Annotated in this window: 25 protein-coding genes and 1 tRNA gene; 9 read left to right on the plus strand and 17 right to left on the minus strand. The window is 41.2% G+C overall.

All coding sequences use genetic code 11. The annotated features are described in order from the left end of the window. Positions 1 to 80: 80 nt before the first annotated feature. A complete protein-coding gene (locus PCIT_RS04975) occupies positions 81 to 1,409 on the plus strand; it encodes a dicarboxylate/amino acid:cation symporter (RefSeq protein WP_010364823.1) in 1,329 nt (442 codons plus the stop codon). Positions 1,410 to 1,512: 103 nt separating this feature from the next. On the opposite strand, the gene queE is transcribed toward PCIT_RS04975, so the two are convergent. After that, positions 1,513 to 2,178, minus strand: coding sequence for a 7-carboxy-7-deazaguanine synthase QueE (gene queE / locus PCIT_RS04980; RefSeq protein ID WP_010364824.1), 666 nt, complete (start codon positions 2,176 to 2,178; stop codon positions 1,513 to 1,515). Positions 2,179 to 2,300: 122 nt separating this feature from the next. Here queE and queC point away from each other — a divergent pair, with 122 nt between their 5' ends. After that, entirely contained in the window at positions 2,301 to 2,957 is a 657-nt protein-coding gene (gene queC, locus PCIT_RS04985; protein WP_010364826.1) for a 7-cyano-7-deazaguanine synthase QueC, read from the plus strand. 53 nt (positions 2,958 to 3,010) lie between these two features. Here queC and PCIT_RS04990 read toward each other — a convergent pair whose 3' ends face one another. From PCIT_RS04990 to rlmE, 11 genes are all read right to left on the minus strand, one after another. Beyond that, entirely contained in the window at positions 3,011 to 3,241 is a 231-nt protein-coding gene (locus PCIT_RS04990; RefSeq protein WP_010364827.1) for a hypothetical protein, read from the minus strand. A gap of 118 nt (positions 3,242 to 3,359) precedes the next feature. Further along, a complete protein-coding gene (locus PCIT_RS04995; RefSeq protein ID WP_010364828.1) occupies positions 3,360 to 5,258 on the minus strand; it encodes a putative bifunctional diguanylate cyclase/phosphodiesterase in 1,899 nt (632 codons plus the stop codon). Between the two features lies 1 nt (position 5,259). After that, on the minus strand, positions 5,260 to 6,378 hold the full coding sequence (locus tag PCIT_RS05000; protein ID WP_010364829.1) for an FIST signal transduction protein: 1,119 nt from the start codon (positions 6,376 to 6,378) through the stop codon (positions 5,260 to 5,262). 92 nt (positions 6,379 to 6,470) lie between these two features. After that, positions 6,471 to 8,456, minus strand: coding sequence for a UvrD-helicase domain-containing protein (locus tag PCIT_RS05005; RefSeq protein WP_010364830.1), 1,986 nt, complete (start codon positions 8,454 to 8,456; stop codon positions 6,471 to 6,473). A gap of 146 nt (positions 8,457 to 8,602) precedes the next feature. After that, positions 8,603 to 8,687, minus strand: a tRNA-Leu gene (locus PCIT_RS05010). A 66-nt stretch (positions 8,688 to 8,753) separates the two neighbouring features. Then, complete coding sequence (gene secG / locus PCIT_RS05015) at positions 8,754 to 9,101, minus strand: preprotein translocase subunit SecG (protein ID WP_010364831.1); 348 nt, start codon at positions 9,099 to 9,101, stop codon at positions 8,754 to 8,756. A gap of 1 nt (position 9,102) precedes the next feature. After that, a complete protein-coding gene (gene tpiA / locus PCIT_RS05020) occupies positions 9,103 to 9,852 on the minus strand; it encodes a triose-phosphate isomerase (RefSeq protein WP_010364832.1) in 750 nt (249 codons plus the stop codon). A 79-nt stretch (positions 9,853 to 9,931) separates the two neighbouring features. Beyond that, positions 9,932 to 11,272, minus strand: a complete 1,341-nt coding sequence (glmM, locus tag PCIT_RS05025; RefSeq protein ID WP_010364833.1) for a phosphoglucosamine mutase — start codon at positions 11,270 to 11,272, stop codon at positions 9,932 to 9,934. Further along, positions 11,269 to 12,114 (minus strand): dihydropteroate synthase, encoded by an 846-nt coding sequence (gene folP / locus PCIT_RS05030; protein WP_010364834.1) that lies wholly within the window; start codon positions 12,112 to 12,114, stop codon positions 11,269 to 11,271. The genes glmM and folP overlap by 4 nt, the downstream gene beginning before the upstream one ends. Positions 12,115 to 12,249: 135 nt before the next feature. Then, a complete protein-coding gene (ftsH, locus tag PCIT_RS05035) occupies positions 12,250 to 14,184 on the minus strand; it encodes an ATP-dependent zinc metalloprotease FtsH (protein ID WP_010364835.1) in 1,935 nt (644 codons plus the stop codon). Between the two features lie 67 nt (positions 14,185 to 14,251). Continuing rightward, on the minus strand, positions 14,252 to 14,881 hold the full coding sequence (rlmE, locus tag PCIT_RS05040; protein ID WP_010364836.1) for a 23S rRNA (uridine(2552)-2'-O)-methyltransferase RlmE: 630 nt from the start codon (positions 14,879 to 14,881) through the stop codon (positions 14,252 to 14,254). 85 nt (positions 14,882 to 14,966) lie between these two features. Between rlmE and yhbY the strand changes: the two genes are divergently transcribed. Next, complete coding sequence (yhbY, locus tag PCIT_RS05045) at positions 14,967 to 15,263, plus strand: ribosome assembly RNA-binding protein YhbY (RefSeq protein ID WP_010364837.1); 297 nt, start codon at positions 14,967 to 14,969, stop codon at positions 15,261 to 15,263. A 34-nt stretch (positions 15,264 to 15,297) separates the two neighbouring features. Here the strand turns inward: yhbY and PCIT_RS05050 are convergent, their stop codons facing one another. After that, positions 15,298 to 16,437: a serine hydrolase domain-containing protein gene (locus PCIT_RS05050; protein ID WP_010364839.1), complete on the minus strand. Its 1,140-nt coding sequence runs from the start codon at positions 16,435 to 16,437 to the stop codon at positions 15,298 to 15,300. Positions 16,438 to 16,532: 95 nt separating this feature from the next. On the opposite strand from PCIT_RS05050, the gene PCIT_RS05055 reads away from it, so the two are divergent. From PCIT_RS05055 to PCIT_RS05070, 4 genes are all read left to right on the plus strand, one after another. After that, a complete protein-coding gene (locus PCIT_RS05055) occupies positions 16,533 to 17,336 on the plus strand; it encodes a hypothetical protein (protein WP_010364841.1) in 804 nt (267 codons plus the stop codon). Positions 17,337 to 17,619: 283 nt separating this feature from the next. Then, a complete protein-coding gene (locus tag PCIT_RS05060) occupies positions 17,620 to 18,324 on the plus strand; it encodes a response regulator (protein WP_010364843.1) in 705 nt (234 codons plus the stop codon). Between the two features lie 9 nt (positions 18,325 to 18,333). Beyond that, positions 18,334 to 19,632, plus strand: coding sequence for a sensor histidine kinase (locus tag PCIT_RS05065; RefSeq protein WP_010364844.1), 1,299 nt, complete (start codon positions 18,334 to 18,336; stop codon positions 19,630 to 19,632). A 223-nt stretch (positions 19,633 to 19,855) separates the two neighbouring features. Next, positions 19,856 to 21,202 carry a sodium-dependent transporter gene (locus PCIT_RS05070; protein WP_010364846.1) on the plus strand — a complete coding sequence of 449 codons (1,347 nt, stop codon included), beginning with the start codon at positions 19,856 to 19,858 and terminating at the stop codon, positions 21,200 to 21,202. Between the two features lie 51 nt (positions 21,203 to 21,253). Here PCIT_RS05070 and PCIT_RS05075 read toward each other — a convergent pair whose 3' ends face one another. Together PCIT_RS05075 and PCIT_RS05080 are read right to left on the minus strand one after the other, a co-directional pair. Next, the gene (locus PCIT_RS05075; protein ID WP_010364848.1) at positions 21,254 to 21,706 is read right to left on the minus strand and encodes a GNAT family N-acetyltransferase; all 453 of its coding nucleotides are present in this window, start codon (positions 21,704 to 21,706) and stop codon (positions 21,254 to 21,256) included. A gap of 63 nt (positions 21,707 to 21,769) precedes the next feature. After that, complete coding sequence (locus PCIT_RS05080) at positions 21,770 to 22,513, minus strand: sporulation protein (protein ID WP_010364850.1); 744 nt, start codon at positions 22,511 to 22,513, stop codon at positions 21,770 to 21,772. A 208-nt stretch (positions 22,514 to 22,721) separates the two neighbouring features. Between PCIT_RS05080 and PCIT_RS05085 the strand changes: the two genes are divergently transcribed. Next, a complete protein-coding gene (locus PCIT_RS05085) occupies positions 22,722 to 24,293 on the plus strand; it encodes a cation:proton antiporter family protein (protein ID WP_010364851.1) in 1,572 nt (523 codons plus the stop codon). Between the two features lie 286 nt (positions 24,294 to 24,579). After that, positions 24,580 to 24,864, plus strand: coding sequence for a hypothetical protein (locus tag PCIT_RS05090; RefSeq protein ID WP_010364853.1), 285 nt, complete (start codon positions 24,580 to 24,582; stop codon positions 24,862 to 24,864). Positions 24,865 to 24,968: 104 nt separating this feature from the next. Here PCIT_RS05090 and PCIT_RS05095 read toward each other — a convergent pair whose 3' ends face one another. Together PCIT_RS05095 and ccmI are read right to left on the minus strand one after the other, a co-directional pair. Further along, complete coding sequence (locus tag PCIT_RS05095) at positions 24,969 to 25,703, minus strand: MlaA family lipoprotein (protein ID WP_010364854.1); 735 nt, start codon at positions 25,701 to 25,703, stop codon at positions 24,969 to 24,971. Further along, positions 25,704 to 26,972, minus strand: coding sequence for a c-type cytochrome biogenesis protein CcmI (ccmI, locus tag PCIT_RS05100; protein ID WP_040696542.1), 1,269 nt, complete (start codon positions 26,970 to 26,972; stop codon positions 25,704 to 25,706). Positions 26,973 to 26,979: the final 7 nt, after the last annotated feature.

A 26,979-nucleotide genomic window follows, 5' to 3' on the forward strand; every position in this document is an offset into this window, starting at 1 on the left:
TTAATTGTCGATTTTTTTTGGTCTTGTGCAGTCAGCCTGTTAGGCTATGCTGATTTTCCGATTACTTTAGTAACATAGTTATGCAAATAAATAAAAAAACGAGCCTAACCTCTCGGATCATGTTTGGCATGGTCGCGGGTGTTATGATAGGCCTGCTACTTCAAGCTTTGTTAGCCGGTCAAACCGAGGTCTATATTCCACTTGGCCTATTTGATTTTCCAGTAAAAAGTGTTTTTGTTGATGGCTTTTTCCACATTGGCGGGCAAATATTCATTGCCAGCTTAAAAATGCTGGTTGTTCCTTTGGTCTTTATTTCGCTGGTTTGCGGTACATGTAGCTTAAGCGATCCAAAAAAACTCGGTCGCTTAGGCGGCAAGTCTATTGGCTTATACTTACTCACAACCGCGGTTGCGATTACGGTTGCTATTAGTTTGGCTTTATTGGTCAGTCCGGGTGTCGGCTACGACGTACCAACTAACGCAAGTTTTGATGCCAAGCAGGCACCTACACTTGTGCAAGTCATTATCAATATGTTCCCGACTAACCCTATCAGTGCAATGGCAGAAGGTAATATGCTGCAAGTTATCGTGTTTGCATTGTTATTTGGTATTGCCATGGCTCTCAGTGGTGAGGCTGGCAAACGCATTGCAACTATTTTTGAAGACTTAAATACTGTTATTTTAAAATTAGTGACCTTACTGATGAACTTAGCACCCTATGGCGTGTTCTGTTTAATGGCAAAGTTATTTACGACCATTGAAATGGACTTAATCATTGGCCTTGCCAAATACTTTTTCGTGGTTGTAGCAGCGCTGTTTATTCACGCGTTAATTAACTATTCAATCATATTAAAAACACTCACGGGATTGAGCCCAATTAAATTCTTGCGCAAAATGAAAGATGCCTGCTTGTTTGCATTTAGTACTTCAAGTTCAAGTGCAACGATGCCAGTAACCCTTGAAACTGCCACGAAGAAGCTAGGTGCTCATAACTCTGTTGCCTCTTTTACAGTCCCTTTAGGTGCCACAATAAACATGGATGGCACTGCAATTATGCAAGGTGTCGCGACCGTATTTATTGCTCAAGTGTTTGCGGTAGATTTAACAATTAGTGATTACCTCATGGTCATTTTAACTGCCACTTTAGCTTCTGTCGGTACCGCAGGTGTCCCTGGTGTTGGTCTAATAATGCTTGCTATGGTGCTTAACCAAGTCGGTCTTCCAGTTGAAGGGATCGCAATTATTATGGGCGTAGACAGATTGCTCGACATGACCCGTACCGCAGTGAACGTAACCGGAGATTGTATGGTGACGTGTGTTGTCGCTAAATCTGAAAAAGAGTTTGATGTTGAGGTATTTAACGACCCAAATGCAGCAAAAACACTCGAAGAGAATAAGCCTATCTCTTAAATTCTTAATAACTTAAAACAAAAAAACCAACATGAATAGTTATGTTGGTTTTTTTGTGCCTAACAAGAGCGGCATTAAAAATGCAGCTCTTCAAGTAGAAATGCTAATTTATGCCTATGTATTTATGTACTTGCACTGATAACCGCCAGTTCTTTTTCATACACGTGTCAATGGCCAGCTTGGTCGCCTTCGCTTTTTGACTGATCGGCTGTAAATACACTAACCTTGGTGTGACGCCAGTTTCTGTAAATAAAGCTTCTAATTCATCAACATGTTTTTGCATTGCAACGGGGTGCTTAATTTCATCAGCGCGCTTCATTGCCGACGTTAACACCTCATACCCACCGCGCATGTTTATTTTTGGTGAGACCGTGACCCATGTTTCTGCTGGCGCTTTAATCTCAAATGTACCACTGGTCTCAATTTGTGTAGAAAAGCCTTCGTCATGTAACAGCTCACACAAGGGTATCAAGTCATACATACAAGGTTCGCCCCCCGTAATAACAACATGCTTGGCCAAATACTCTTTATCTTTGAATAAAGTAACTATTTGCTCTGAAGTAGCTTCAGTCCACAGTTCAGAATCTGCTTTTTTCTCAACCGTTTTATCAAGCGACACTAGATACTCTGTATTGAGATCCCACGTCTGTTTGGTGTCGCACCATGAACAACCCACTGGGCAACCCTGTAAACGTAAAAAGATCGATGGCACGCCAGTAAAGCTCGCTTCACCTTGAATAGTTTCAAAAACTTCGTTGATTTTGTACAAAACAGCTCCGATACAACTTTCCAAACTCAAAAAATTACCGCGGAAAATTGTTATTTTTTCAGCGGCCGTGTAGTATATCGCGCCCTGAAGTAAACCTCTATCAAAATCGAGGCAAAAGCATTATGAGTGAAAAAGTTGTTGTTATTTATTCTGGTGGTATGGATTCCTATACCGTATTGAACAAAGCGATCCGTTCGGGACACGATGTCTATGCTTTGTCATTTAACTATGGCCAGCGTCATGTCAAAGAGCTAGAAGTTGCAGCACAAGTGTGTGAACGTCTTAACATCACTCATAAAATAGTTGATATTTCGGCGATTAATCAACTTATTGGCGGCTCATCACTCACTGATGATATTGACGTGCCTGAAGGGCATTACGAAGAAGAAAGCATGAAAAGTACTATCGTGCCAAATCGTAACATGATTCTAATTTCTCTCGCCGTTGGTTATGCCGTCTCGATCAAAGCAAGTAAAGTATTTTACGGTGCGCATTCTGGTGATCATGCTATTTACCCAGACTGCCGTCCTGAATTTGTGAAAAAAATGGATGATGTATGCCGTATTGCTAACTACGATGCCGTAGAAATTGTCAGCCCATACTTAAATAATACTAAAATTGACATTTTAACAGATGGCTTAGAAATGGGCCTAGATTATAGCCAAACATGGACTTGTTACAATGGTAGACAACATGCCTGTGGTAAGTGCGGTGCTTGCCAAGAGCGTCTAGAGGCCTTTGCATTGAATAATGCAACCGACCCTATACCTTACGAATAATTATACTCCTTAACAGCAGGAAGGTTTTACAGCTTCCTGCTCATACTCTCCCTTTAAAGCCTGCCAATGTCTTTTGACACTTGATAACCGTCATCCGTTACCAACTTTTCAAGCACAACAATGCGTTCTTTTAACGCTGATATCTCAGTCTTTAACGACTCTACATCCTGATCGCCTTTGGTACTGCGCTTTTTTAATTCTAATTTAGTAATATATATTTCTCTAATTGCGCCAAACCCTACAGATACTAGCACGATTAAAAAAATCATGGTTGTGCCACTCATACGTCTCTCCATTTGCGTTTTAATCAACAATAGCAAAACTGAATAACATTTCGAAGTGACAAACGTCAGAATTTTACCTGCATTTAAACCTTACAACCCCCAGCTACAGACTAGTCGTTTAAACGACCTGTTTTTCGGCACTTAAAAACTTGAGTAATTCTGATGATGGCAAGGGTCGACATATAAAATACCCCTGTGCTTGATCGCAACCCATTTTGTGTAACTTGTCTAAATGTGCCGCTTGCTCGACGCCTTCAGCAATTAAGCACAGGCCTAAGTTTTTGCCCACATCAATAATGCTTTGCACAATTGCCTCCGCTTTGGGCTCGCTCAATAAAGCCGCAACAAATTGCCTGTCTATTTTTAAATAATATATATCAAGTGCCTGTAAATATGCGAGTGAAGAGTAGCCCGTACCAAAGTCATCGATTGCCACTTTAATACCAAGTTTTTTTAGCTGCTTGAGCGTCGCTTTAACATTCGCTAAATTACTGATCAATGCACTTTCTGTTAACTCTAATTCTAAAAGAGATGGATTGAACTTATAACGACTTAGTAGGCGCTCTAGCTTCTCATAAAAATTATCAACGCTGATGTCTTTGCCTGAAATATTAATAGCAATAGATAAGTCTTTCAAATGAGCTAAGCCGTGCCACTGACTTAATGTGTCACATGCCATTTCTAACACGCACTCGGTGATCTTTCCTATTAAGCCTTTATCCTCAGCGATAGGAATAAATTCGTCTGGAAAAATCATCCTGCCATTATTTGGCCATCGAATGAGCGCTTCTAAAGAGGTAACTTGTCCGGACGCTATATTTATTTTTGGCTGAAAGTACAATTCAAATTGTTTCAGTGTGATCGCTTGCTGTAACTTCTCTTCAATATAAATGGCTTTTTGAACTCGCTGCTCTAGCGCTGAGTCGAATAACTTATATTGATTTTTACCCTGTTTTTTCGCTTGATACATGGCGATATCTGCTTTACCCAGGATTTCAGACACCTCTTTACCATGGGCTGGGTAACTTGCTACACCTACGCTTAGAGAGAGTTGATAACAATTTCCTTCTATTTTTATGGGATCTATAAACGCATTTAAAATGTGCTCTAGCTGCTCACGTATTGCAGGCAAACTGTCTAACATTAAGACAACCAGAAACTCATCACCGCCCAACCTTGCTAAACGATTTGGCTGCTGCACACGCCTTTCTAAACGCTTGGCACAAATTTTTAATGCGTCATCGCCAGCAAGGTGACCCAAGCTGTCGTTTATTTTCTTGAAATCATCTAAATCAATTAGCACCAAGGCAAATGGCTTCACCACATCACTTTGAAGCATTCTATTAACTGTAGCGATAATATTAAATCGATTAGCGAGCCCCGTAAGAGAGTCACAGTTTGCTTGCTTTGATAGTAGCGCTTTTTGAGCTTTTAAATCTGTGATATCACGGCAACACCATACTCGTCCAACATACTCTCCGTGGATCAGCTCCGGTACACTGTAATATTCATAGTATCGACCATGTATCGTCTCAAAGTTTCCAGTCAGCAGCGCTTCTTTGGAGTCAAACATGGCTTGAATTTGTTCTATAAATACATCAGGCGCAGTAAGTAGGGATAAAATAGAGTGAAGAACTTGTGTCGCATCAAGGGTCAGAGCAGTTCCCTCATCACAGCCGAGAAAAGTGCAACCACTTTGATTTATATGTGTAATTTCTCCACAAATATTAAACTCAACCACTACTTCTGGACTAGCGTCTAATATTGCTTTCTGGCGGGTAACAGATAACTCTAAGCTCCGTTGGTATTTATCAATATCAACAAGCTTGGTGCGTAACTGGCGATTATTTTCAGTAAGCTCTTTACTCGTTAAATTTAAACTATGTTCTAGCATCCATCGATCTTCATCTGCATGCGCAAACGCGTCGGATAATAAACGTATAAAGTGGTCGTATTGCGCTGAGTCAATACCAGAAAAACCACTTTTCTTAAGTAATCGCGCTAATAAATGATGCATATTATTCTGAGACAAGTGTTACCGTCATCGTTTGGTTGTGTAAAAGGCAAGGCCCACCATACTCACCTGGAGCCAACTCTCCATATGAATAAAAGCCCATACACTTAAACCCAGAGGCAAGTTTTGTTGTGATAGCTTCTAGTTCTTCCTCAACTCTCGGCCCCAAAACCAGCTTTCTACCGACGCAGCTAATTAATAAAGCGACGCCAGACTCACCATGCGCACACTCTAATGACTTCATAACCCCAGCCCCAGCCCCATCCACGAGCCGATCAAAGTTAGCCTTCATCAATTGTGCATAACCTTGATGTGGCATATCGCCAGCAAATACCATGCTATTATCTTCATAATCAATATCTAATATGGTTCTTATCACCGAGAGACCAGTCTCAGGGTGCGTGACCTGAAGTGGAAACCTCAGTGCTGATGCAGGTAAATCATTGGCATATGGGCCTAAATACTGCTTATACAAGGTGATAGCAGGCTCTCCATCTAGCGCATAAAGACGATTTCCTTTAGCTTGGGTGATTTCTCGTCTTGGTCCAAACGGATCCCATCCACCAACACTTGCATGGCTTACTTTCAATGTATCTGAGTAGAAACCACATAAGATCACAGCCCCTTCTTCTAAGAATTGGTTATTAAATAATGATGTACTTGAAAACCGCTCTCCATCTGCGGCAAGACCCCCGGTAATTATCACTGTTTCATCGAATGAGTGATTAAGATGTACTGCCAAGTCACTGCCGTTGATAACATGCCCATCGCTTATTACCAGTAGCCATTTTAAATCGGGTTTTTGCAATGCTGATGCGGCGAATTCGCAAAACGCACTCACCGCAGTACCTTGCACTGCGTCACTATAAATAGCGACTCGAGTATTACTGAATAAAAAAGCGGTAACTACCATTGCATCATCAAATAACTGATCTGCTGCTATATCACCTGCACTACTGCAGCCCACTATTTTGGCATTAGGAAAATAGTCCTTCAAACGCGTAAGCTCGTTACAGTTTCGTTCCTGTAAACTAAAAAACACAGTCACAAGCTGAACCCGCTCGTTTGCTACAGGTGCATTAATCCACTGGCTTTGTTGGTAAATGTATTGCTCTGTTTCCATTTCGACAAGTTACTCGCAATCGTATTGCTTTAAACTTAGCAGTGGATTGCCGATTACGACAATTTTTACCCAATTAAACAAGGAACTATTACTTAATAATCTAGCTCCAATAAAAACTCACTCGGATTAACTTTTGGTTTGATGAGGTACACTTGGCGTTTAGCACGTGTCAATGCGACATAAAACAATCGACGCTCTTCAGCGTTTGGAAAGTTTCCTTGTTTTGGTAATAAAGCCTCGATGAGTGGATCACTACTTTCTTGAGCAGGTACGCCACTCGTGCCAGCATGTAAACCCAGTAAAATGCTATAGTCTGCTTCTTTGCCTTTCGAGCCATGAAAGGTCATGGTGCGAAGCTCTAAAAACTCGAACTGTTGTTGCAACTTAGATAACAACCGCTTGTCTGGTAACAACTTATGATATCGAGCAAGTATTAGAACGCTGCATTCAGTTTGCACTTTTGCATTTAATTCACTTAGTGCACTGCACAACGACTGCTCTTCTTCTGACTCTTCAATATAAACTAACGGCGCTATGTCGTCGGTGTTATGTGCCGAGATCCGTTTCATGATCTGACCCGGATTAGCACAAATAAAACGACTGGACACATCTAAAAGTGCCTGATGGTAACGAAATGTTTTATCTAATTGCGTCACAGTCCCTTGGCCAAAGAAGTTTGTAAAATCCGTTGTATATGAAATGTCTGCGCCGCTAAACCTATAGATAGATTGCCAATCATCACCAACAGAAAATAGATGATGACGTTCTGACTGCTCCGTTAATGCTTTTAATAACTTGGCTCGTATAGGAGATATATCTTGAAACTCATCAACTAAAAAGTGTGTCCAAGGGGATATAAACTTTTTTTCTTCTACATACCGAATGGACTTGATGATCATATCTTCAAAATCAATTGCCTTTTCATTACTCAAATAGAGGCTATACTCCGCCAAAATAGGCCTAATACACAATAAAACTTCATTAAAACGCGTCTCAAGCCGCAACAAGTTGTTCATCGCTGCGGCGCACTTGAGATGACCTAACGACTCAGTAATCGTTTTTAACTGACGAGTCCCTTGAGCACTTTCTAAATAACGTCGAATACTTGCTATATCTGTGCCTGAACATTTGGTGTAGTGCACAAAGCTCAATCTATATTGCTCTTCTTGACAAAGCAATACTATTGTTTCCTTCACAAAAGTACGCTTTTCTCTTTCGTTCTGAGCAAGTTGAGAAATATTAGGTGCAACCCCCTCAACACGCTCAATGATCTCTAACCCTAACTTATGAAACGTCATACATTCTGGAAACGTAGGATATTGACTGGCTCTTTGCGCCATCTCACGCGCAGCCTCATTACCATACGCTAACATCAGTATATGCTTAGCATATGCTTGGCGGGTATACGCCAAGTATTGCGCTTTTGCTATCATCACACTTGTTTTGCCCGTACCGGCACCTGCAAGTAATAACTGCCTTTCATCTTGTATTACACAGGCTCGCCTCTGGGCTGTCGTTAACGGTAACTTTTCGACTGTATCAAAAAATACTTCATGTTCTGTTAATTTATAACGCACGTAGCCTTCTTGAAATGCCGCAATATCTCCCTCGCTCCATTGCGTAACCTCCTTTAAAGTAGCAATGGCTTGAGCTAATTCAGCACTGAGCTCACAGCGTATATCCCAAGATAGCCATTTATCACGATACGGTATCAATACCGACTGGATCATATTAATGAGTCCATGAGATAAATACCTAGCTTTGAGTAACCTTTCTAGCTTGATAATACGCGCACATAACTCTTTTTGATGGTGTGTCACCCATATTTTTTGTAACTTTAAAGCAAGCTCTGATTTGTCATCTACTTTAATAGCCAAAGACATCAAGCCTTGGCTATGTGTAATAGTCAGATAACTAAATAATACTTTAGATTCAAGTTTAGGTGGCTGAATTATTTGCTTCCATAGTAACGAATAAGGTTTGCCATAGCGGTCGTAGAGTATGACCCCGCCATCATCTACATTGATACTCGTATACGAAGCAAAATATTTTAAGATAAGTGGTGTAGTAAATAACAATAGAAGTATCAATTAACTAGATATAGACATAGCATAATTGAAGTAAAGAAGATCATAAAGTAAAAATAACTAAGCAATTAAATTCTTAGCATATTATTTGAAAGCAAAAACCCCGATTGAATTAAATCAATCGGGGTTTTAATATTTGGTGCGGATGGGGGGACTTGAACCCCCACGCCCGAAAGCACTACCCCCTCAAGGTAGCGTGTCTACCAATTCCACCACATCCGCTTTTTTACAGCCATTTGATTAACTGAGGTGTTAATCGACTGGGTAACTAAAGGATACCAATCTTTATTAATTTGGTACGTCTGACGTATTATTGTCAGTTGACGCTGGTACATCTGATGCTGCAGGCACTGTAATTGCTTCTGCTGGTGCTTCTAGATTTTCCCACTCGTCTGTTTGTTTAATTTGACCTGCTGTCAGATTACCCAAAACAATACTTAAAACAAAGAACACAGTTGCTAATACTGTCGTTGTTTTAGTCATAAAATTACCGGCACCTGATGATCCGAATACAGTTGCTGATGCACCTGCTCCGAAAGAAGATCCCATGTCGGCACCTTTACCTTGTTGTACTAACACCATGCCAATAAGTGCAAGTGCAACAATTAAATAAATAACCAATAATATTTCGTACATGCTATACGTTCCCTAATGCACTGTTACAAATGCTCACAAATGCATCTGCTTTCAAACTAGCGCCACCAATAAGGCCGCCATCAATGTCTGGTTGTGTAAATAAGCTTTTACTATTTTTATCGTTTACACTGCCACCATAAAGTATTTGCAGTGCTTGTGCGACAGGCTCGCTTTGTGTGCTAAGCATGTCACGAATAAACTTGTGTACAGCCTGTGCTTGCTCAGGAGTTGCCGTTTTACCGGTTCCTATTGCCCAAACGGGTTCGTATGCTAGCACAGAATTTGAGAGCGCTGCTATACCTAATTTAGAAATTACAGCATTTATTTGTTCGGCTACTACTTTCTCTGTTTCACCTGACTCTCTTTGCTCTTCCGTTTCTCCAACACAAAGTACGGGGATTAAACCATTCTCTTGTGCCTTGGCAAACTTGTTAGCAACTGCTTCATTGCTTTCGCCGAATATAGCACGGCGCTCTGAATGGCCTACGAGTGTGTATGTAGCACCAAGTTGCTTTGCTAATTCTGCACTCAATTCACCGGTGTAAGCACCTGAATCAAATTCTGAAATAGTTTGCGTACCTACTTCAACTCCAAACTCTGCCATCTTAGTCAATAAGGCTGCTGGAGGAAAAACAATAACATCAACTTGCTTATTTTTACATTCATTCACTGCTGTGCTGATCTCTGAAACCAACTCTATTGAGCCATTCATTTTCCAGTTACCAGCAACTATTGGCTTACGCTGCGCCATTCGATACTCCGCATTCTAAAGCGGGTGAGATACTAACTCGACTCACCCAAAGTTACAAGATATAAAATAAAAAAAATGATTAATTGCTCACTGTTTCAACAACTTCAGCAATTTTTTGAGTGAAATCGATAACCTGTTTCTCTTGCTCAGCTTCAACCATCACTCGTATCACTGGTTCAGTGCCAGATTTACGTAATAATACTCGTCCTTTACCAGCTAATTCAGTTTCAACTTCATTAACTGCTGCCAACACTTTCGGATCAGTTGTGGGGTCAGTTGCAACAGAGTACCTTACATTAATCATTTTCATTGGGTACTTAACAAAGCCTTGCCCTAGGTCTTGTAACGTTTTGTTTTGTGAAACCATCGCTGCAAGCACTTGCAAGCTCGATATAATACCATCCCCTGTGCTTATCAAGTCTAAGCTCAATACATGCCCTGAACTCTCGCCTCCAACTTTCCAACCATTTTGCGAAAGTAGCTCCATCACGTAACGGTCGCCCACCTTGCTTCGAGCAAACTCAATACCTTTCGCTTTTAACGCATTCTCTAAGCCCATATTTGACATTACCGTGCCCACAACACCTCCACCCAGCGTGCCTTGCTCAAACGCTTGGCTGGCAATAATGTAAACTATGTCATCACCATCAAAAACTCGGCCATTATGGTCAACCATCATCACTCGATCACCATCGCCATCGTAGGCAATGCCCACATCGGCGTCGTGTTCAAGTACTTTACGTTTCAAGCTATCTACATGAGTAGCACCACAATTGAGGTTTATATTCACACCATTTGGTTCACAAGCATGGCAAATCACCGTTGCACCTAGCTCACGCATTACAGCTGGCGCAATATGGTACGTCGCACCATTTGCGCAGTCTAAAACAATTTTTAGTCCTTCCAGCGACAGTTCGTTAGGAAACTGCCCTTTACAAAATTCAATATAGCGGCCATCTGCGTTATCGAGCCTATGTGCTTTACCTAATTGCTCAGATGGCACACATGTCATTTTATCATCAAGCATTGCTTCTATTTCAAGCTCTACTGAATCGGCAAGTTTTAGTCCGTTACCACTGAAAAATTTAATCCCATTGTCATGGTATGGGTTGTGTGATGCACTGATCACAATACCAGCTTCTGCGCGAAACGTTTGTGTTAAATAAGCCACAGCGGGCGTGGGCATTGGGCCTAACAACACCACATCAATACCTGCGGCTATTAAGCCGGCTTCTAATGATGTCTCTAATAAATAGCCTGAGATACGCGTATCTTTACCTATTATGACTTTCTTTGTACCTGATTTTGACAATACTTTCCCAGCAGCCCAACCAAGTTTTAATGCAAACTCTGGTGTGATTGGGTACTCACCTACCAGACCTCGTACCCCATCAGTACCAAAATATTTTCTTGTTGTCATAAAGTTACTCCATTTCTAGCTGCATGCCATACATTTAACACATCAGCGGTTTCCTGAACATCGTGGACTCTAATAATATGTGCACCCTTTTGTGCACACAGTAACGCGCCAGCTAAACTCGCTGATAAGCGTTCATCTGTGTCCCGGTTCAATAATTGACCAAACATTGATTTGCGCGATAACCCTGCCAATAAAGGTAGTTTAAACATAGCAAACTGCTCAAATTCGCCCAATAAACTAAAGTTATGCGCCAAATTTTTACCAAAGCCAAACCCAGGATCGATAATTAACCTATCTCGCTTGATCCCCGCTTGCTCACAAACCTGAATACGCTCACTAAAAAACTGCTTCACCTGAAGTATCAAATCTGTATAACTCGGATCCGCCTGCATCGTTCTGGGCTGTCCTTGCATATGCATTAAGCAAATGGGTACATCATCAAATTGCGCTGCGACTTCTAACGCATTAGGCTCTTGTAAAGCCCGTACGTCATTAATAATGTCAGCTCCCGCATTAATAGCCGCTTCCATCACTTTCGCTTTACTGGTATCAATAGAGATCACACAATCAGAAATCGCTCGAATTGCCGAGATCACTGGGATCACCCTTTTCAGCTCTACATCACAGCTAACGTCAGGTGCACCAGGACGTGTAGACTCGCCACCAATATCTAAAATAGTTGCACCTTGTTTTAGGATTGTAATGGCTTGTTTTACAGCATGCTCGCTATTGAAATAATTCCCGCCATCAGAAAATGAATCTGGTGTGACGTTGATAATTCCCATTACTTGCGGAACATTTAGGTCCAAAGTGCGACCCCGAGGTAAACTTAACGTAGTCATGGTGTACCTTAGCTTAATAATATTCTATCGAGAGGAGCTTTTTAGTCTTAATTCTCAATCCAGTTTTTGGCTTTCATTTGGATATTAAAAAGCCCCGATATTCGGGGCTTTAATAAGAGGACAGTATTTTAACCGTTATTCTGGACTATCATCAAGCTCTGAACTTGATTGAGATTCAGAAGTTGGCTTTTTTTCTGTGTCATTTGCATCATCATCTGATTTTGATGCTTTCGCTTTAGGCTTAATGTCATGCGCATCGCGAGGTGGTCTCACTTCAATACGTGCCATCAAATCATCAATTTGAGGTGCATCAATTGTCTCATACTTCATAAGTGCGTCTTTCATGCTATGCAGTACATCCATATTGTCTTTCAATATTTGTTCTGCACGGTCATAGTTTCGAGTTACAAAGTCTTTAATCTCTGAGTCAATTAATTTAGCTGTTTCATCTGACATGCCCGACATACGCTGTGAACCGCCACCCATATACATTTCATTTTGATCTTCCATGTACATTTGTGGACCAAGCTTGTTACTTAAGCCCCACTGAGTAACCATTTTTTTAGCGATATCTGTAGCACGTTCGATGTCGTTACTTGCACCTGTCGTCACTTTGTCGTCACCGTAAATAAGTGCTTCAGCAATACGCCCACCATATAAGCTAGACAGCATGGATTCTAAATGTTCTTTAGAATGGCTAACTCTGTCCTGCTCAGGTAAGTACATAGTTACACCCAACGCACGACCACGAGGAATAATCGACACTTTGTAAACAGGATCATGTTCAGGAACCAAACGACCAACAATCGCGTGTCCAGCCTCATGATAAGCGGTCATTTCTTTCTCATGCTCGCTCATAACCATAGACTTACGCTCGGCGCCCATCATGATCTTGTCTTTTGCAGCATCGAATTCAGCCATACTTACTTTGCGCTTGTTCCCACGCGCAGCAAATAGTGCAGCTTCATTCACTAGGTTCGCCAAATCAGCACCAGAGAATCCTGGCGTACCACGCGCAATTACTGACGCTTCAACATTATCATCAAGCGGTACTTTTCTCATATGAACATTTAATATCTGTTCACGACCACGAATGTCAGGTAAACCAACAACAACTTGACGGTCAAAGCGACCAGGGCGTAATAACGCTGGGTCAAGTACATCTGGGCGGTTAGTCGCAGCAATAACGATAATACCTTCGTTACCCTCAAAACCATCCATTTCTACCAGCATTTGGTTAAGTGTTTGCTCACGTTCATCATGACCGCCACCCATGCCTGCGCCACGCTTGCGGCCTACCGCATCTATTTCATCAATAAAGATGATACATGGTGCTGCTTTCTTAGCTTGCTCAAACATGTCACGTACACGTGAAGCGCCCACACCAACAAACATTTCAACAAAATCAGACCCTGAAATTGTGAAAAATGGCACTTTTGCTTCACCAGCAACCGCTTTCGCTAAAAGTGTTTTACCCGTTCCTGGAGGACCGACCATCAAAACGCCTTTAGGAATACTGCCGCCAAGCTTTTGGAATTTTGACGGGTCGCGTAAAAAGTCAACCAGTTCAGTAACGTCTTCTTTTGCTTCGTCACAACCAGCAACATCAGCAAAAGTGGTTTTTACCTGATCTTCACTCATAAGGCGCGCTTTACTCTTACCGAAAGACATCGCACCTTTACCACCACCGCCTTGCATTTGACGCATGAAGAATATCCATACACCAATCAATAACAGCATTGGGAACCAAGAAATGAAAATGTTAGCCAAGAAAGATTGCTCTTCCGGTTTAACACCTTTCACATTTACATCGTTTTTTAGCAAATCATTAATTAAATCTGCGTCATGCATAGGGATTATTGTTTGAAAGCGCTCACCATTGCCCTTTACGCCAGTAATAGTACCTGAGTAACGGTCAACGTTAACATCTCGAATTGCGCCGCTGCGCACTTCTTTCACAAACTGTGTGTAACTTGTTTGACGATCAATATGATCGCCGCCATTGAAGCTCTGAAACACGGTCATTAGCACAACTGCAATAACCAACCAGAGTATTAAATTCTTTGCCATATCGCTCAAGGGGTTAACCTCTTGTATCCAAAATTGTTTAAATTCAACTTAATGCTGTCCAACTGTACTACAGTTTGTAGCCTGTCGCCACTATATATACTTCTCTCGAACGGGGTCTAGACGCTTTTGGCTTGCGGATCTTTACCACGTTAAAGCATTTACGTACTTCTTGAACAAATTGATCAAAGCTTTCACCTTGAAACACTTTTACAGCAAATGCGCCGTTTTTGCGCAGTACTTGATGACACATATCTAACGCAAGTTCTACTAAATACATGCTTCCAGCCTGATCGGTCGACATGTTACCACTCATATTAGGTGCCATGTCAGAAAATACGACATCAACATTTTTTCCTTCAATCCGATTTAGTAAAGCATCTAATACAGCCTCTTCACGGAAATCACCTTGTAAAAAATCAACACCAGCCAAAGAATCCATCGGTAAAATGTCACACGCAATAACTTGACCTTTTGTGCCGACTTGCTCTGCAAGGTACTGAGACCAACTACCAGGAGCAGCACCAAGGTCGACAACACTCATACCAGGTTTTATCAATTTATCCCGCTGCTGTATCTCTTCTAGCTTAAATACAGCACGTGAACGAAACCCTCGTTTTTGTGCTTCTTGAACATATGGATCATCAACATGTTCTTTTAACCAGCGCTGGGAACTCGCTGAGTGTTTTTTATTTGTCATTATTCGCTGCAACTCATTAGTAATATTGTCTAGATGGCGGTAGAATATCAATAATTCAAGCCTATATTTAGTAAATTGTACCAATATGACCTTATCAAATAAACAAAAGCAGTACTTAAAAGGATTAGCACACCCATTAAAACCCGTTGTTTTGCTCGGTGCAAACGGTTTAACGGAAGGTGTGGTGATGGAAATAGACAACTCATTAACCATACATGAGCTTATCAAGGTAAAAGTGCCTACGAATGATCGTGAAACAAAGCAGTTAATTTTTGATGCAATTGTAAGAGAAACCAAAGCCTATAAAGTACAGAGCATTGGCCACGTAATCGTATTGTATCGCCAAAGCGAAGAAAAGAAGATTCAATTACCTCGTACATAATTGACTCTTTAAGATACTCAGTCCGCGCCAAAGGTTATGCCTCTGGTGCGTTCTGAGCAAACTGTAGTGCGCTATTGATAAAATCTGTTGTTAATGAGTTTATCACCCCACTTTCTGCGTTCAATAATAAGCTAAAGCCCATATTTATTGCAGGGATCACCACAACATCGGTTCTGTAGCCTTGCACCCAGCCACTGTGATAATACAATGTGGTTCCTTCATATTCGTAAATTCGCCAACCTAACCCATAATATGCTTGTGTCACGTGTTCACGCCAAATACGCCGTCGTAACTCGCGTTTTGTGCGTGTATAAGGCCGGCTTTGTATCGTGAGCGCATCCAGCGACATAACACTTGGGTAATAGCCCAGTTGCAATTTTAGCCATTGCACCATATCTGCTGCACTCGCGTTTACTCCTGCAGCAGGCGCAACTTTATAATAATTCGCTTTAAGTCTTGCTGTGTGCCAACGCTTTCTCCCCAACACATGGGGTAGCGCGTAGTTTTTATTCCGAGTCATGTTATCTAAACCCACACCACCATCGTTCATATTAAGCGGTGTAAACATAAACTCTTGAAGCCACTGCTCATAAGGCATTCCTGTCGCTTTAAAAATAACGTCAGCAATGACGCTAAACATCACGTTCTGATAGCCATAGCATTGTCCTGGCCGACATATTTTTTCAACCGATATCAAACGCTCAACAATATCTTCGTAAGACATTCGAGATTCGATTAAATTATCGTATGCATTAGGGACCAACCCACTTGAGTGACTCAATAAATGATAGAGTTTTAAATGCTTATATTCTGAATCAGAAAAAGCAGGTAAATAATCACTAACATAGTCATCAAGTAGTAATTTGTTCTCACTGGCTAACTTCGCACTCAACGAGCCAGCAAAGGTTTTTGATACAGATGCAAGCCGAAATCGAGTATGCATATCAACCGCACGGCCTTTTCGCACTTTTGTTACCCCATATCCCTTGGCATAATCGCCTAATTCGCCATGAACAATACTTAATGCGGCTCCAGGAATGGATTTTTCTTTGAGTTTGCGCTCGACTTGCTTAGAATAGCTGTTCAAAAATTGGTTCCACTGAACTTTTGCTGAGTCTGTAGCAAAAGTATGAGCAGTGAATAGCCAAAATACGACTGAAACTAAAAACTTCATATTGACTCATTTTAATTTTCTTGAGTGAAGTGTACACGAAGTTAGACTCTGTTTGTAAAGGCTATATAATTTTTTAACGCGATTGAGGTATTTAGATGCGGTTACTGTTTTGTATTATTATTTTAAGTTTCACTTTTGGTTGTGTTTCAACCAAAAAATTGGCACCGACACTAGATATTCCTGCAAAACCTCTTTTAACAAAAGAAGTTTACCAACTTAGTTATAGTACTGAGCTTGATTCAGCACGTATTAAATCCGTGCAATTACCCGCACACCCGATTAAGACCAATAATACGGTGCGTATTGTGACTGATAAAGTCAGCATGACGGATACGCTCAAGGCCCAGTTAATTAAAGCGCTCAATATAAAAGGCTTAAAAATTGTTACATCAAGCAAAGCGGATTATGTATTAACCGTACACCAATTAGACTTAGAGTTTGGCTCAGATAAAACATACACGCTTAATCAACCTAAAAAGCCCCACCCATTTTTTACTCGCTTAGCACAGCAAGTGCCCAGCTATCAATGTACCAATATCATAGCATCAGTCAGTATGCGCCTAACTCACCAAGCCTCATCAGACGTAGTATGGTTTGCCAAATCCTCTATAGATAGTGCTAGCTTTCAAGGGATCCCATTACAACTTAATTATACGCAAAATCAAACTATCACTAACGAACATGCTGTTATCTCTTTTATTGTAAAACAAAATACCGACTTAGCTCGACAAGCCCGCTTTAATAGCCCCCTTGCGATACCCAAGTATGATGTAAAAACCAGTATCAGCCAGCCAACAAAAATTGCCGGGGCATGTACTGAAACTGAAGTCAGTGCGCTTAGTAGCGCGATGCAAACATCACTGACAAATTTATTGATTGAAAAAATCAACCTTCAATAACTTACAATTTTTTACAGCAAAATCAGACTTCCCAGCGTATATTGGTCAGTAACACATAATGGTTACTGGCCAGTCGTACACTCGCCAAATAAGCTACTTAGTATTTATCTTGTATCCATGCCATTTTTTATCCTAAAAATACAGATATACGCGCCAAAAGCTTAACGGCTATGTACTTCTAAGTACTTAGAATAACTTAACAAAAAAGAATATTGACGCTACACTTACATATAATCAGGCCTAGCTAATTAACTTGCCAGACATGGCACAGGAGACATTTTTAATGGACAATTACGGCACAATTTTACTCGTCGAAGATGACGCATCCTTAGCGCAGTGGGTTGCTGATTACTTAAACGGTCAAGGCTATACAGCGCATGTCTGTGAACGAGGTGACAAAGTTGTCGCCATGGTTAAGTCTCTAAACCCAGATATTGTATTATTAGATGTTATGCTGCCAGGTCAAGATGGCATTAGTGTGTGTAGGGAACTCAGACAGTTCTATCACCAACCTATTATCATGCTCACCGCCAGAGATGAAGAAATGGATGAAGTGATAGGTCTTGAAGTCGGTGCCAGTGATTATGTGATCAAACCCGTTAGACCACGTGCACTGCTCGCACGTATAAAAGCGATGCTACGGACAACACAAGACAATAAGCCCGCTGAAATCAATAGTAACATCATTCAAGTGGGAAATTTAAGCATTGATACACAGGCCAGAAAAGTACTACTCAATAGTAATGAAGTTAATATTTCAAGTGCTGAATACTTACTTTTACACTTCCTAGCTTCCAATGCCGGGGAAGTTGTCTCACGAGATGCCGTTTTCAAAGCAACAAAGGGACGAGAGTATGACGGGTTAGATCGCAGTGTCGATGTACTTATCTCAGCGTTACGCAAAAAATTTAATGATGACCCACAACAGCCTGAGAAAATTAAAACAATATGGGGTAAAGGCTATTTGATGGTTCCCAGTGCTTGGTAGTTATTTTTCGTGAAAAAACTTTACTTGTATCTACTTACCAGTGCAATTATTTCTATTGTTGTACTCAGCTTAGTGATCGACGCATTGAGTCAACAGACTGCCCCAACCGTTGATAGCTTCAGTTGGGAAAGTACATTAACCAATGGTTTTGCTCAACAAGTTGCGCGTCAGCCGGTCGATCAAAGAGCTGAATTCACACAACGCTTAAGTCGCGATTTCAATATTACATTGACGTATAGAAAAGGCGACACACTGGCACTACCAATAGAACTCAAGACAAAAATGGTCGATGAAGGCCAGCTACTGCTTGAAGAAGAGCAAGGGCTAAATTTATTAAAAACAAATGATGCACTATTGCCTGATTATTTAGAGCTAAAAGTTGAAAAACCAGCGAAAGAGCAAAACAGTGACATCGCACTTACTTTTATATTTTATGCTGGTATCTGTGCATTTATGTGGTTTATTCTTGCCCCTTTGGCGAAAAGACTCTCTGTACTGACTGAAGCTGCAAAACGTTTTGCCAGCGGAGATATGAGTGCTCGTATCGAAGTGAATCATTTCACTTATATAAAAGATGTGGAACTCACCTTCAACAGTATGGCTAATCAAATCGACAAACTTCTAGCCGAAAATAAACTCATGGCTTCGAGCCTCTCGCATGATATTCGAACCCCGGTTGCATGTTTAAGGTTTGGGTTAGACGCGGCCATTGAAGAGGACGATATGCAGCAAGTCAGAACCATTTTATCTAGAATGGAAAATGATCTAGACCAAATGGAAAACATGTTGTCGAGTTATTTATCGTTTGCCACGTTAGAACAAAAAGCACACTTGCTTAATTTCGAATCAACCCAGGCACAACAGTATATCATTGCGCTTATCGAGCAAGTGCAACCGAAAATTGCAAAAGCCGAGCTGATCAGTAGCTATGATGTCGATCCGGCGCTATTTTTGACCGCTGATCTTCACTGGGTAGCCCGCGCAATCACCAATTTATTAAGCAATGCCTGCAAATTCGCATCTCACAATATATTTGTTAAAGTGCAAGAACTTGATCAGTACATTGTTATTGATATTGAAGATGATGGGCCTGGTATAGCACCGAATAATTGGCATAAAGTATTTAGCCCATTTTTTCAGGAACAGAATCATAGAAACCGCGATGAAAAAGGGTATGGGCTTGGGCTGGCCATTGTTGCAAAAGTAGTCGATTGGCATCATGGAAAAGTGTCAGTATCTCAATCAGACACTTTAGGCGGAGCTAAATTCACATTAAGCATCCCGTGTAAACCTACAAGAGCACTGTAAAACAACTCAAACAGTTCGAATACGCAAACAACTTAAAGCATTAATAACCCTAGGTTTAATATTAACTGAATACCTAGCTTTACGCATCATAAAGCTTACAGATTCAAAGCGAGTACACGTTTGTCCTAGATCATGTTAATTAGTGTGTAATTAGCACTTTTTATTTGTGATTAATTACAGTAGATTGTGGTCGCCGTTATAAAAATAGAGAAGTATAAATAATATGAGCAGTGTTCGCGGAGAGTTCAGTTCTCGCTTTGGTTTCATTATGGCCGCAGCTGGGTCTGCAGTTGGCCTTGGTAATATATGGGGCTTTCCAACCCAAACCGCCAGCAATGGTGGCGCTGCATTCGTGCTAGTGTATTTAATTTTAGCATTTTGCTTAGCCTATCCCGCATTGATGGCTGAGCTTGTAATAGGACGATATGGACAAGCTAACGCCGTTTCATCGTTACAAAAGCTCTCTGAAAAACCGACCCATAAGCGCTTCGCTTTTTTCGTTGGGTTTGGGGGAATTGTCTGCGCAGGTTTAATCTTGAGCTTTTATGCAATTGTTGCCGGTTGGATGTTTAGCGCCACCATTGAGCCCATCACCAAGCTTGCCGGTATGCCTGACATGACTCATTGGCTAAGTACCCAATCTTTAGGCAGAGACCTTTTCTTTACTTCGATATTTATCATTTTAACTATCGCGATTATTAGTAAAGGGGTCGAAAATGGGATTGAGAAATGGTCTAAACGGTTAATGCCTGCTTTGTTAAGCATTTTGTTTTTACTCATTGTTTATGTTCTCACTCAAGATGGTGCGAGCGAAGGGCTAAAAGCGTATTTGATCCCAGACTTTTCATCTTTGCTCAACCCAGACTTACTCGTGAGTGCCTTAGGCCAAGCATTTTTCTCGTTGTCTTTGGGGACTAGCGTGATGATCATTTATGGTTCTTATATCAGTAAAAAAGAAAATTTAGTTTCTTTGGGAGCATATGTCACACTCATCGATGTTCTCATTGCGTTCGTCGCCGGGTTATTGATCATACCTGCAATGTACGTAGCGCAAGCTCAAGGCGTAGAAATATTTGCCGCAGATGGCAGCTTGCTATCAGAAGATACGTTGGTATTCCAAGTGCTCCCTGCTCTCTTTAACGGTATGGGTGAAGTTGGTTTGTTCGTCGGTTTTGCTTTCTTTGCCTTAATGAGTATTGCAGCCCTGACCTCTTCCATTTCGATGCTAGAAGCGCCGGTATCGTATGCTGTAGAGAAATTCGCACTAAGACGTATCCAAGCCACATGGATCATTGGTGCCCTTATCACTCTTGTAAGTTTTACCATCATATTTAACTTTAATGCCCTATTTGGCCTAGTCATCAGTCTGACCACGCAATTTGGTCAACCACTGCTTGGCATGCTTTGTTGTATCTTTGTCGGCTGGTTATGGAACAGAGGGACACTGCTAAAAGAAATTGAATCAGGTAGCCCTGACATTGCTGCAACCTGGTTTTGGAAAATTTGGCCTTGGTACATTAAATTTGTATGCCCAATTGCCATCGCTTTGGTATTTATACACTCGCTATAAAAGCAACTTAAATAGATTGACAATAAAAGCCGCTCACCAGCGGCTTTTATTTTACATTGCCTCACAGGTTAAAATCATATCTTGGTGTTCAATACCATCTTCTAAATACGGCTCTCCAACGCATGTAAAGCCCTGTTGGGCGTAAAAACTCCGAAGATATGCCTGCGCACTGAGCTTGATTGAAGTGCCTGAGCCATAGCCTCGTGCAACCTCAATAGATTTTTCCATTAACGTCGCTGCTAACCCTTTGCCACGATATGGCTCGGTAACTAGAACTCTTCCAATAGCAATACACTCAGCCGTTTGCGTATAAACGCGCGCATAGGCTGCAATACGGCCATCCACTGTGGCATATATATGATGGGTATCAAGCGCACGATCAACCTCATCAAGCTCCGGGTATGGGCACGCCTGCTCGACGACAAAAACATCAACCCGTGCCTTCATAAGGGTAAATAATGTTGAAACATCTAACTCTAAAAATTTCTTACACTGCCATTGCATCATTATCACCTTATATAAAAAAGCCCAGCATCGCTGGGCTTAATCGCATGTAAATACTCGCCGTTATGCAAACAGTCGCTCTAGCTGATCGCAAAGTGCCGACAAATTCACTTGATCATGTTCAATTGTTAAGTCTACATAACCATCAGAGCGAAATGCTCTATCAAGCTCAATTAAAACATGTGTCTTATGTGCCTCAGGCACGAAAGACAACTCTATTTCCTGTATTCCAAAAATAGATTGGCTATTTGGTCGGTATTCAAGTTCTTGATAACACCCGGAAAAGGATTGAAAGTCCGCCGCTTTCAAAAAGCCTTGCTCAACATCAGCTTTAACCAATGTAAACCCTAACTTTTCCATCGCAGCCATACAGGTTTTAACCGCCTCATTTGGGTAGATATGTAACGTGTCTTTATCCGATGGATCAAGCGCAAGGTCAATATCCAACCCTGTTTCAATCCACACAAAACTATAATTATAGCCTGCGTTAATTTCTGTGATCGGTGTTTCTGAATGTAAGCGCGCTTCAAATGGGATTACTTTTTGCTCACCGGGCCCTATACTAAAACGCTCTCCGACGCTCCACTTTTCCAAAACGTGATTGGTAAAATATTCACCATTCTCACCATCATGTTTGATACGTGTCATCAAGGCTAGTTCCAGACCAGTCACCTCTTGTACAACATCACCACCATTGACAATAATTTGCGCCTGAAACTTCTGCCCAGGCTGTAAATGCTCGGTCTCTAAAACAGTATCGACTTTCGCAGCACCGATACCCACTGATGCAAGGATTTTTTTAAACATTAAGTCTCCTGTTCGAGATTGCTCCTTTTCTTGCATCTTAACCCTAAAAATTAGAGTTTGTCAGCGAAAATTTGTAACATAAATCAGAATATCTTATTCATGACGTGTTTAACGTTATCTATTTATTGCCTCTTCTATAAGTTTTTAATTTATAAATCAGCCAGTTTTGATACACTTTAGCGACGAAATATCTCTAATTGGTTGCCAAATGGAATTACTGTTTTTTGCCATCGCTTTTGTCTGTGGTTTCTCAGTGTATCAACTTAAACTCCCACCACTTATCGGCTTTTTAATGGCAGGGTTTGTATTAAACCTACTTGGTCATCAAACAACAGAGTTACTCACTTCCCTCGCCGATTTAGGCGTTACGCTGCTGTTATTTTCAATTGGCTTGAAGCTAAAAGTTTCAAACTTAATCAAACCGCAAGTGTGGGCACCTGCCACTTTGCATATTGTGGTGTGTACGGCATTTTTCACTAGCCTATTAATGCTTCTCGGCTATATTGCTCTGCCGTTATTTACTGAATTATCCTTAACCAGTGCCATGTTAGTAGGCTTTGCTTTTAGTTTTTCAAGCACCGTCTTCGCTGTTAAAGTGTTAGAAGAACGTGGGGAGATGGCAACACTACACGGCAAAATATCGATTGGTATTTTAGTTATGCAAGACATTTTTGCTGTGGCATTTTTAGCAATCAGTACCGGCAAAATACCAAATATGTGGGCTTTAGTACTATTCGCAAGCCTATTTGCTCTCAAGCCCGTGATGTTTTGGGTTTTAAACCGCTCGAAGCACGGTGAGCTACTTCCCTTGTTCGGGTTCTTCTTTGCGCTGGTAATAGGGTATCATGCTTTTGAATATGCAGGCCTGAAAGGCGACCTTGGCGCACTCATTATTGGTATGATGTTCGCACCTCACAAAAAAGCCGGTGAACTCTCAAAGTCTTTGCTCAATCTCAAAGATATTATGCTGGTCGGATTTTTCTTAAATATTGGACTTAATGCCAATATATCGACCAATGCGTTTTTAATCGCATTATTACTGGTCGTTGTCTTACCAATCAAAGTTTCGCTGTACTATGCCTTCACAAATTTATTTAGACTGCGTGCACGCACATCACTACTCAGTGCTTTTACTCTCTCAAACTACAGTGAGTTTGGCTTAATCGTGTGTGCTGTGGCAGCCTCCAGTGGCGCGATTACTTCTGACTGGTTAGCCGTTGTAGCAATCGCGGTCTCTTTGACCTTTGTTATAGCGTCACCACTGAATAAAAGGGCCAACGAATTGTTTGTAAAACTTGAGCCTTTTTTACTTAAATTCGAAAGCAATAAACGCTTGGAAGAAGAACTGCCTGTTAATTTGACCGACACCCAAATTGTTATATTCGGTATGGGCCGAATTGGTACCGGAGCGTATGAAACGATTGAAGCATCTAACGCCGGTATTATTGCAGGAATTGACATTAAGCCTGAAGTTGTCGATCGTCATGTTAAGCGAGGTCGAAGAGTCTTGCTTGCCGATGCGACCGACCCAGACTTTTGGCAACGAGTGAATCACTCAAATGTTGAAATGGTTATGCTCGCTATGCCAAAACATATGCAAAACATCTATGCCTTAGAACAGCTCAATGCTTCTGGGTTCAGCGGTCAGGTTACTGCTATTGCAAATTACCCAGACCAGCAGAAAGAACTTGAAGAAATGGGGGTGGATTATACCTATAACTTCTACCTAGAGGCCGGAAGTGGCTTCGCTGAACACGTTAAACAAAAATTATTTTCTTAGAACAGTAATTGAATTATCAGTACCATTAAAGGTACTGATAATTATTTTTATTTCCTCATCAATACCTTACTTCTAGACGTCTAGATTATAGATACAAACTGTAAACAAACACTCCTTCTTGCGATTTACAAAACTTTACATCTAAGTTAGTAATCACAGCCTAAAACAGAGTACACTGGCTTTATTCGAAAATACGTAAGTATCTATTTTTAACACAAAAATTTTAAAATATCGGAGTATGCATGGAAAACTCCCATCGTGTTAATGCAATCTAATGAGGGTAAAAATGCTTAAAACAAAACCAGTAAATCAATTCTCTGCTGTTGTTGATGATGTCAAAGCAGCGCCCTTCTCGGATCTACAAAGCCGCTTAGATGAACTTCAAGACAATGGAATGACAGCGTTGACAATACGAGGTATTTTATTTCATAAGATGCTAGACCTGCACTCGGTACCTGCCGATCATGCACTTCGTAAGCAAGAAATCCCGCAGCGTCTTGATGACCCTGCAATAATAGCCAATTTAAATGAGCTTGGCTTTTTCAGAAAACAGCGCAATATGATGCACTAATCAAAATTATGGGAGCCTACATACTCCCTTATAGGCTGGCTATGCCCGTCGCCAGCCTATTTTTCTTTATAAAAACAACTCAAATATTTATAAATCAATCACGTTCACAAGTTTTCTAAAAAGTCCTCATCAAAGTCAGCATCTTCTTCCTTCATTGGTGGATTACCATCGTAAAGCTCGTATAACTGTCTTTGAAAGTAAATATCTTTAATAAATACATATGGGTCGAGTGACTCCTTGAGTAAACTTTCTTGCGCCATGAGCGATGCCCGAGCTTCTACTGCTCGTAAAGCGAATAATACGAGTGTTTGAGGTGTTGTTAAAGCAATTTCAGGGAGGACTAAATTATCAACCAGATCTCCCGTAACATTGCGTACAGTAGAAGGTCCCATCGCTGGTAGCATAACATATGCGCCATCTCCAAGGCCCCAGACGCCTAGCGTTTGGCCAAAGTCTTCATCTTTGTGCTTTAAGCCAAAATTACTCGCAACATCAAATATCCCTAGTACGCCCACCGTTGAATTGATCAAAAATCTGGCTACATTGACTCCCATATCTCCAGGCTTACCTTGGAGGCCAGCATTAACAGCATCAATGGGCGCTGCTATATTGGTCGTAAAATTAACAATGCCAGCCCTGACTGGCGCAGGGGTAACCGCTAGGTAACCGACCGCAGCAGGGCGCAAAATATATGCGTCCAATACATCCATATTGAAGTCATACATAGGACGATTAAAAGACTGTAATGGGTCTCGTTCATCTTTTTTCTCTTCGGGTACTGTTGTACAGCCCGAAAGAACTGTCAGCGCTAATAACACGCTATAAATAGGTTTAAACATTTAGCTTCCTGTGCTGGTAATTACACGACTTATTTCTACCGTTTGGTTTTGAACTGAGCCAGTAAGCGCAATGGGTTGAGATTGCCCTTCAAGCTCCCCCGCACTAACCGTAACTGAATTATCAATAGAGATACGCGCAGTTACGACAACCTGATCAAAGTTTGATAACTTCAAGTTCGGCATCATCGCCATACTATCATCCAAAGTGACGACTAAAGGCAAGTAAAAATCTGTAAGTTTTTCTACAGCTAAGGGCATTTTTGGGCCATCGACAGCTTTTGCAAACACAAATAAAGTCGCATTTTCTGGTACAGATGCCAACAAGCTGTCAGCTATCGTAACTGTAATCGCTAAACGCGGCCCAGAAGTCACATTATTAACCGGTTGCTGCACTGCGCTCAATTGCACATCAATTTCTGAAATTCGTTGTGAGATCATATTATAGCGGGGGTCCGAATCAGTCATTGTAGAAAGTAACACTTCAAATGCTGTTTTTGCTTCAACCCAATCTTTTCTTTCATAGGCAATTAATGCGAGTAACGATATTGCGTCGATATTACTTGGATCTGACTGTAGCACTTTCGACAACATTTTCGCCGCCTGATTCATACTCGTTTCAGAACCTTCAACTAACAATACTTGGCTATAATTCACCAAAACATTGTTATTATCTGGGTTCATCTGCAATGCTTTATCAAACGCCTGCTTCGCCATTGTATAGTCATTTAAAGACATGGCCACTCGACCAAGTAACATCCATGCAACGGCATCATCACCGCTGTTTGCCAGCTTAGTTCTTAGGCCCAATGCAAAAGCTTGCAACTCATTCTGACTTAACGGCTCACCTTGCTGCATTACCGCACGCTCGCCATACTCTGGCAGCTTGTCGATTGCTTGATACCAATTTTCAATTTGTGTTTGGCTACCGGTAAAACTATAGAAAACCCCACTCACTGCCAGTGTAAATGCAACGCCTGTTAGAGCGAAAATGCGGTTATTACCTCGACTGTTTAACTGCTTCTCAGGTGACAATTCGTGGTATAAGCGCTGCTTTAACTCCAATATAGATTCATCATGAACCGTTTTTTCTATTCGTTGACTGCTTAAATCTTGTTGTAATTCTTCCACTCTTTGATGATAAATATCGATACGCTCAGCATTGGCATTATGATCGAGCGTTAATATCGACTCTTTACGTAAAAACGGCACAACCACGAATAATATTGCAAGCACAGTGAGTAAGGCGAACATCGCCCACATTGTCATCATCTCATTC

Origin of the sequence: Pseudoalteromonas citrea (genome assembly GCF_000238375.3) — a bacterium.
Taxonomy (GTDB): Bacteria; Pseudomonadota; Gammaproteobacteria; order Enterobacterales; family Alteromonadaceae; genus Pseudoalteromonas; species Pseudoalteromonas citrea.

Bases quoted from the DNA above. Each gene is read 5' to 3' on its own strand.
- PCIT_RS04975 (WP_010364823.1), top strand. From the start codon at position 81: ATGCAAATAAATAAAAAAACGAGCCTAACCTCTCGGATCATGTTTGGC.
- queC (WP_010364826.1), top strand. From the start codon at position 2,301: ATGAGTGAAAAAGTTGTTGTTATTTATTCTGGTGGTATGGATTCCTAT.
- PCIT_RS04990 (WP_010364827.1), bottom strand. From the start codon at position 3,241: ATGAGTGGCACAACCATGATTTTTTTAATCGTGCTAGTATCTGTAGGG.
- PCIT_RS04995 (WP_010364828.1), bottom strand. From the start codon at position 5,258: ATGCATCATTTATTAGCGCGATTACTTAAGAAAAGTGGTTTTTCTGGT.
- PCIT_RS05000 (WP_010364829.1), bottom strand. From the start codon at position 6,378: ATGGAAACAGAGCAATACATTTACCAACAAAGCCAGTGGATTAATGCA.
- secG (WP_010364831.1), bottom strand. From the start codon at position 9,101: ATGTACGAAATATTATTGGTTATTTATTTAATTGTTGCACTTGCACTT.
- tpiA (WP_010364832.1), bottom strand. From the start codon at position 9,852: ATGGCGCAGCGTAAGCCAATAGTTGCTGGTAACTGGAAAATGAATGGC.
- glmM (WP_010364833.1), bottom strand. From the start codon at position 11,272: ATGACAACAAGAAAATATTTTGGTACTGATGGGGTACGAGGTCTGGTA.
- folP (WP_010364834.1), bottom strand. From the start codon at position 12,114: ATGACTACGTTAAGTTTACCTCGGGGTCGCACTTTGGACCTAAATGTT.
- ftsH (WP_010364835.1), bottom strand. From the start codon at position 14,184: ATGGCAAAGAATTTAATACTCTGGTTGGTTATTGCAGTTGTGCTAATG.
- rlmE (WP_010364836.1), bottom strand. From the start codon at position 14,881: ATGACAAATAAAAAACACTCAGCGAGTTCCCAGCGCTGGTTAAAAGAA.
- yhbY (WP_010364837.1), top strand. From the start codon at position 14,967: ATGACCTTATCAAATAAACAAAAGCAGTACTTAAAAGGATTAGCACAC.
- PCIT_RS05050 (WP_010364839.1), bottom strand. From the start codon at position 16,437: ATGAAGTTTTTAGTTTCAGTCGTATTTTGGCTATTCACTGCTCATACT.
- PCIT_RS05055 (WP_010364841.1), top strand. From the start codon at position 16,533: ATGCGGTTACTGTTTTGTATTATTATTTTAAGTTTCACTTTTGGTTGT.
- PCIT_RS05060 (WP_010364843.1), top strand. From the start codon at position 17,620: ATGGACAATTACGGCACAATTTTACTCGTCGAAGATGACGCATCCTTA.
- PCIT_RS05070 (WP_010364846.1), top strand. From the start codon at position 19,856: ATGAGCAGTGTTCGCGGAGAGTTCAGTTCTCGCTTTGGTTTCATTATG.
- PCIT_RS05075 (WP_010364848.1), bottom strand. From the start codon at position 21,706: ATGCAATGGCAGTGTAAGAAATTTTTAGAGTTAGATGTTTCAACATTA.
- PCIT_RS05080 (WP_010364850.1), bottom strand. From the start codon at position 22,513: ATGTTTAAAAAAATCCTTGCATCAGTGGGTATCGGTGCTGCGAAAGTC.
- PCIT_RS05085 (WP_010364851.1), top strand. From the start codon at position 22,722: ATGGAATTACTGTTTTTTGCCATCGCTTTTGTCTGTGGTTTCTCAGTG.
- PCIT_RS05090 (WP_010364853.1), top strand. From the start codon at position 24,580: ATGCTTAAAACAAAACCAGTAAATCAATTCTCTGCTGTTGTTGATGAT.
- PCIT_RS05095 (WP_010364854.1), bottom strand. From the start codon at position 25,703: ATGTTTAAACCTATTTATAGCGTGTTATTAGCGCTGACAGTTCTTTCG.
- ccmI (WP_040696542.1), bottom strand. From the start codon at position 26,972: ATGATGACAATGTGGGCGATGTTCGCCTTACTCACTGTGCTTGCAATA.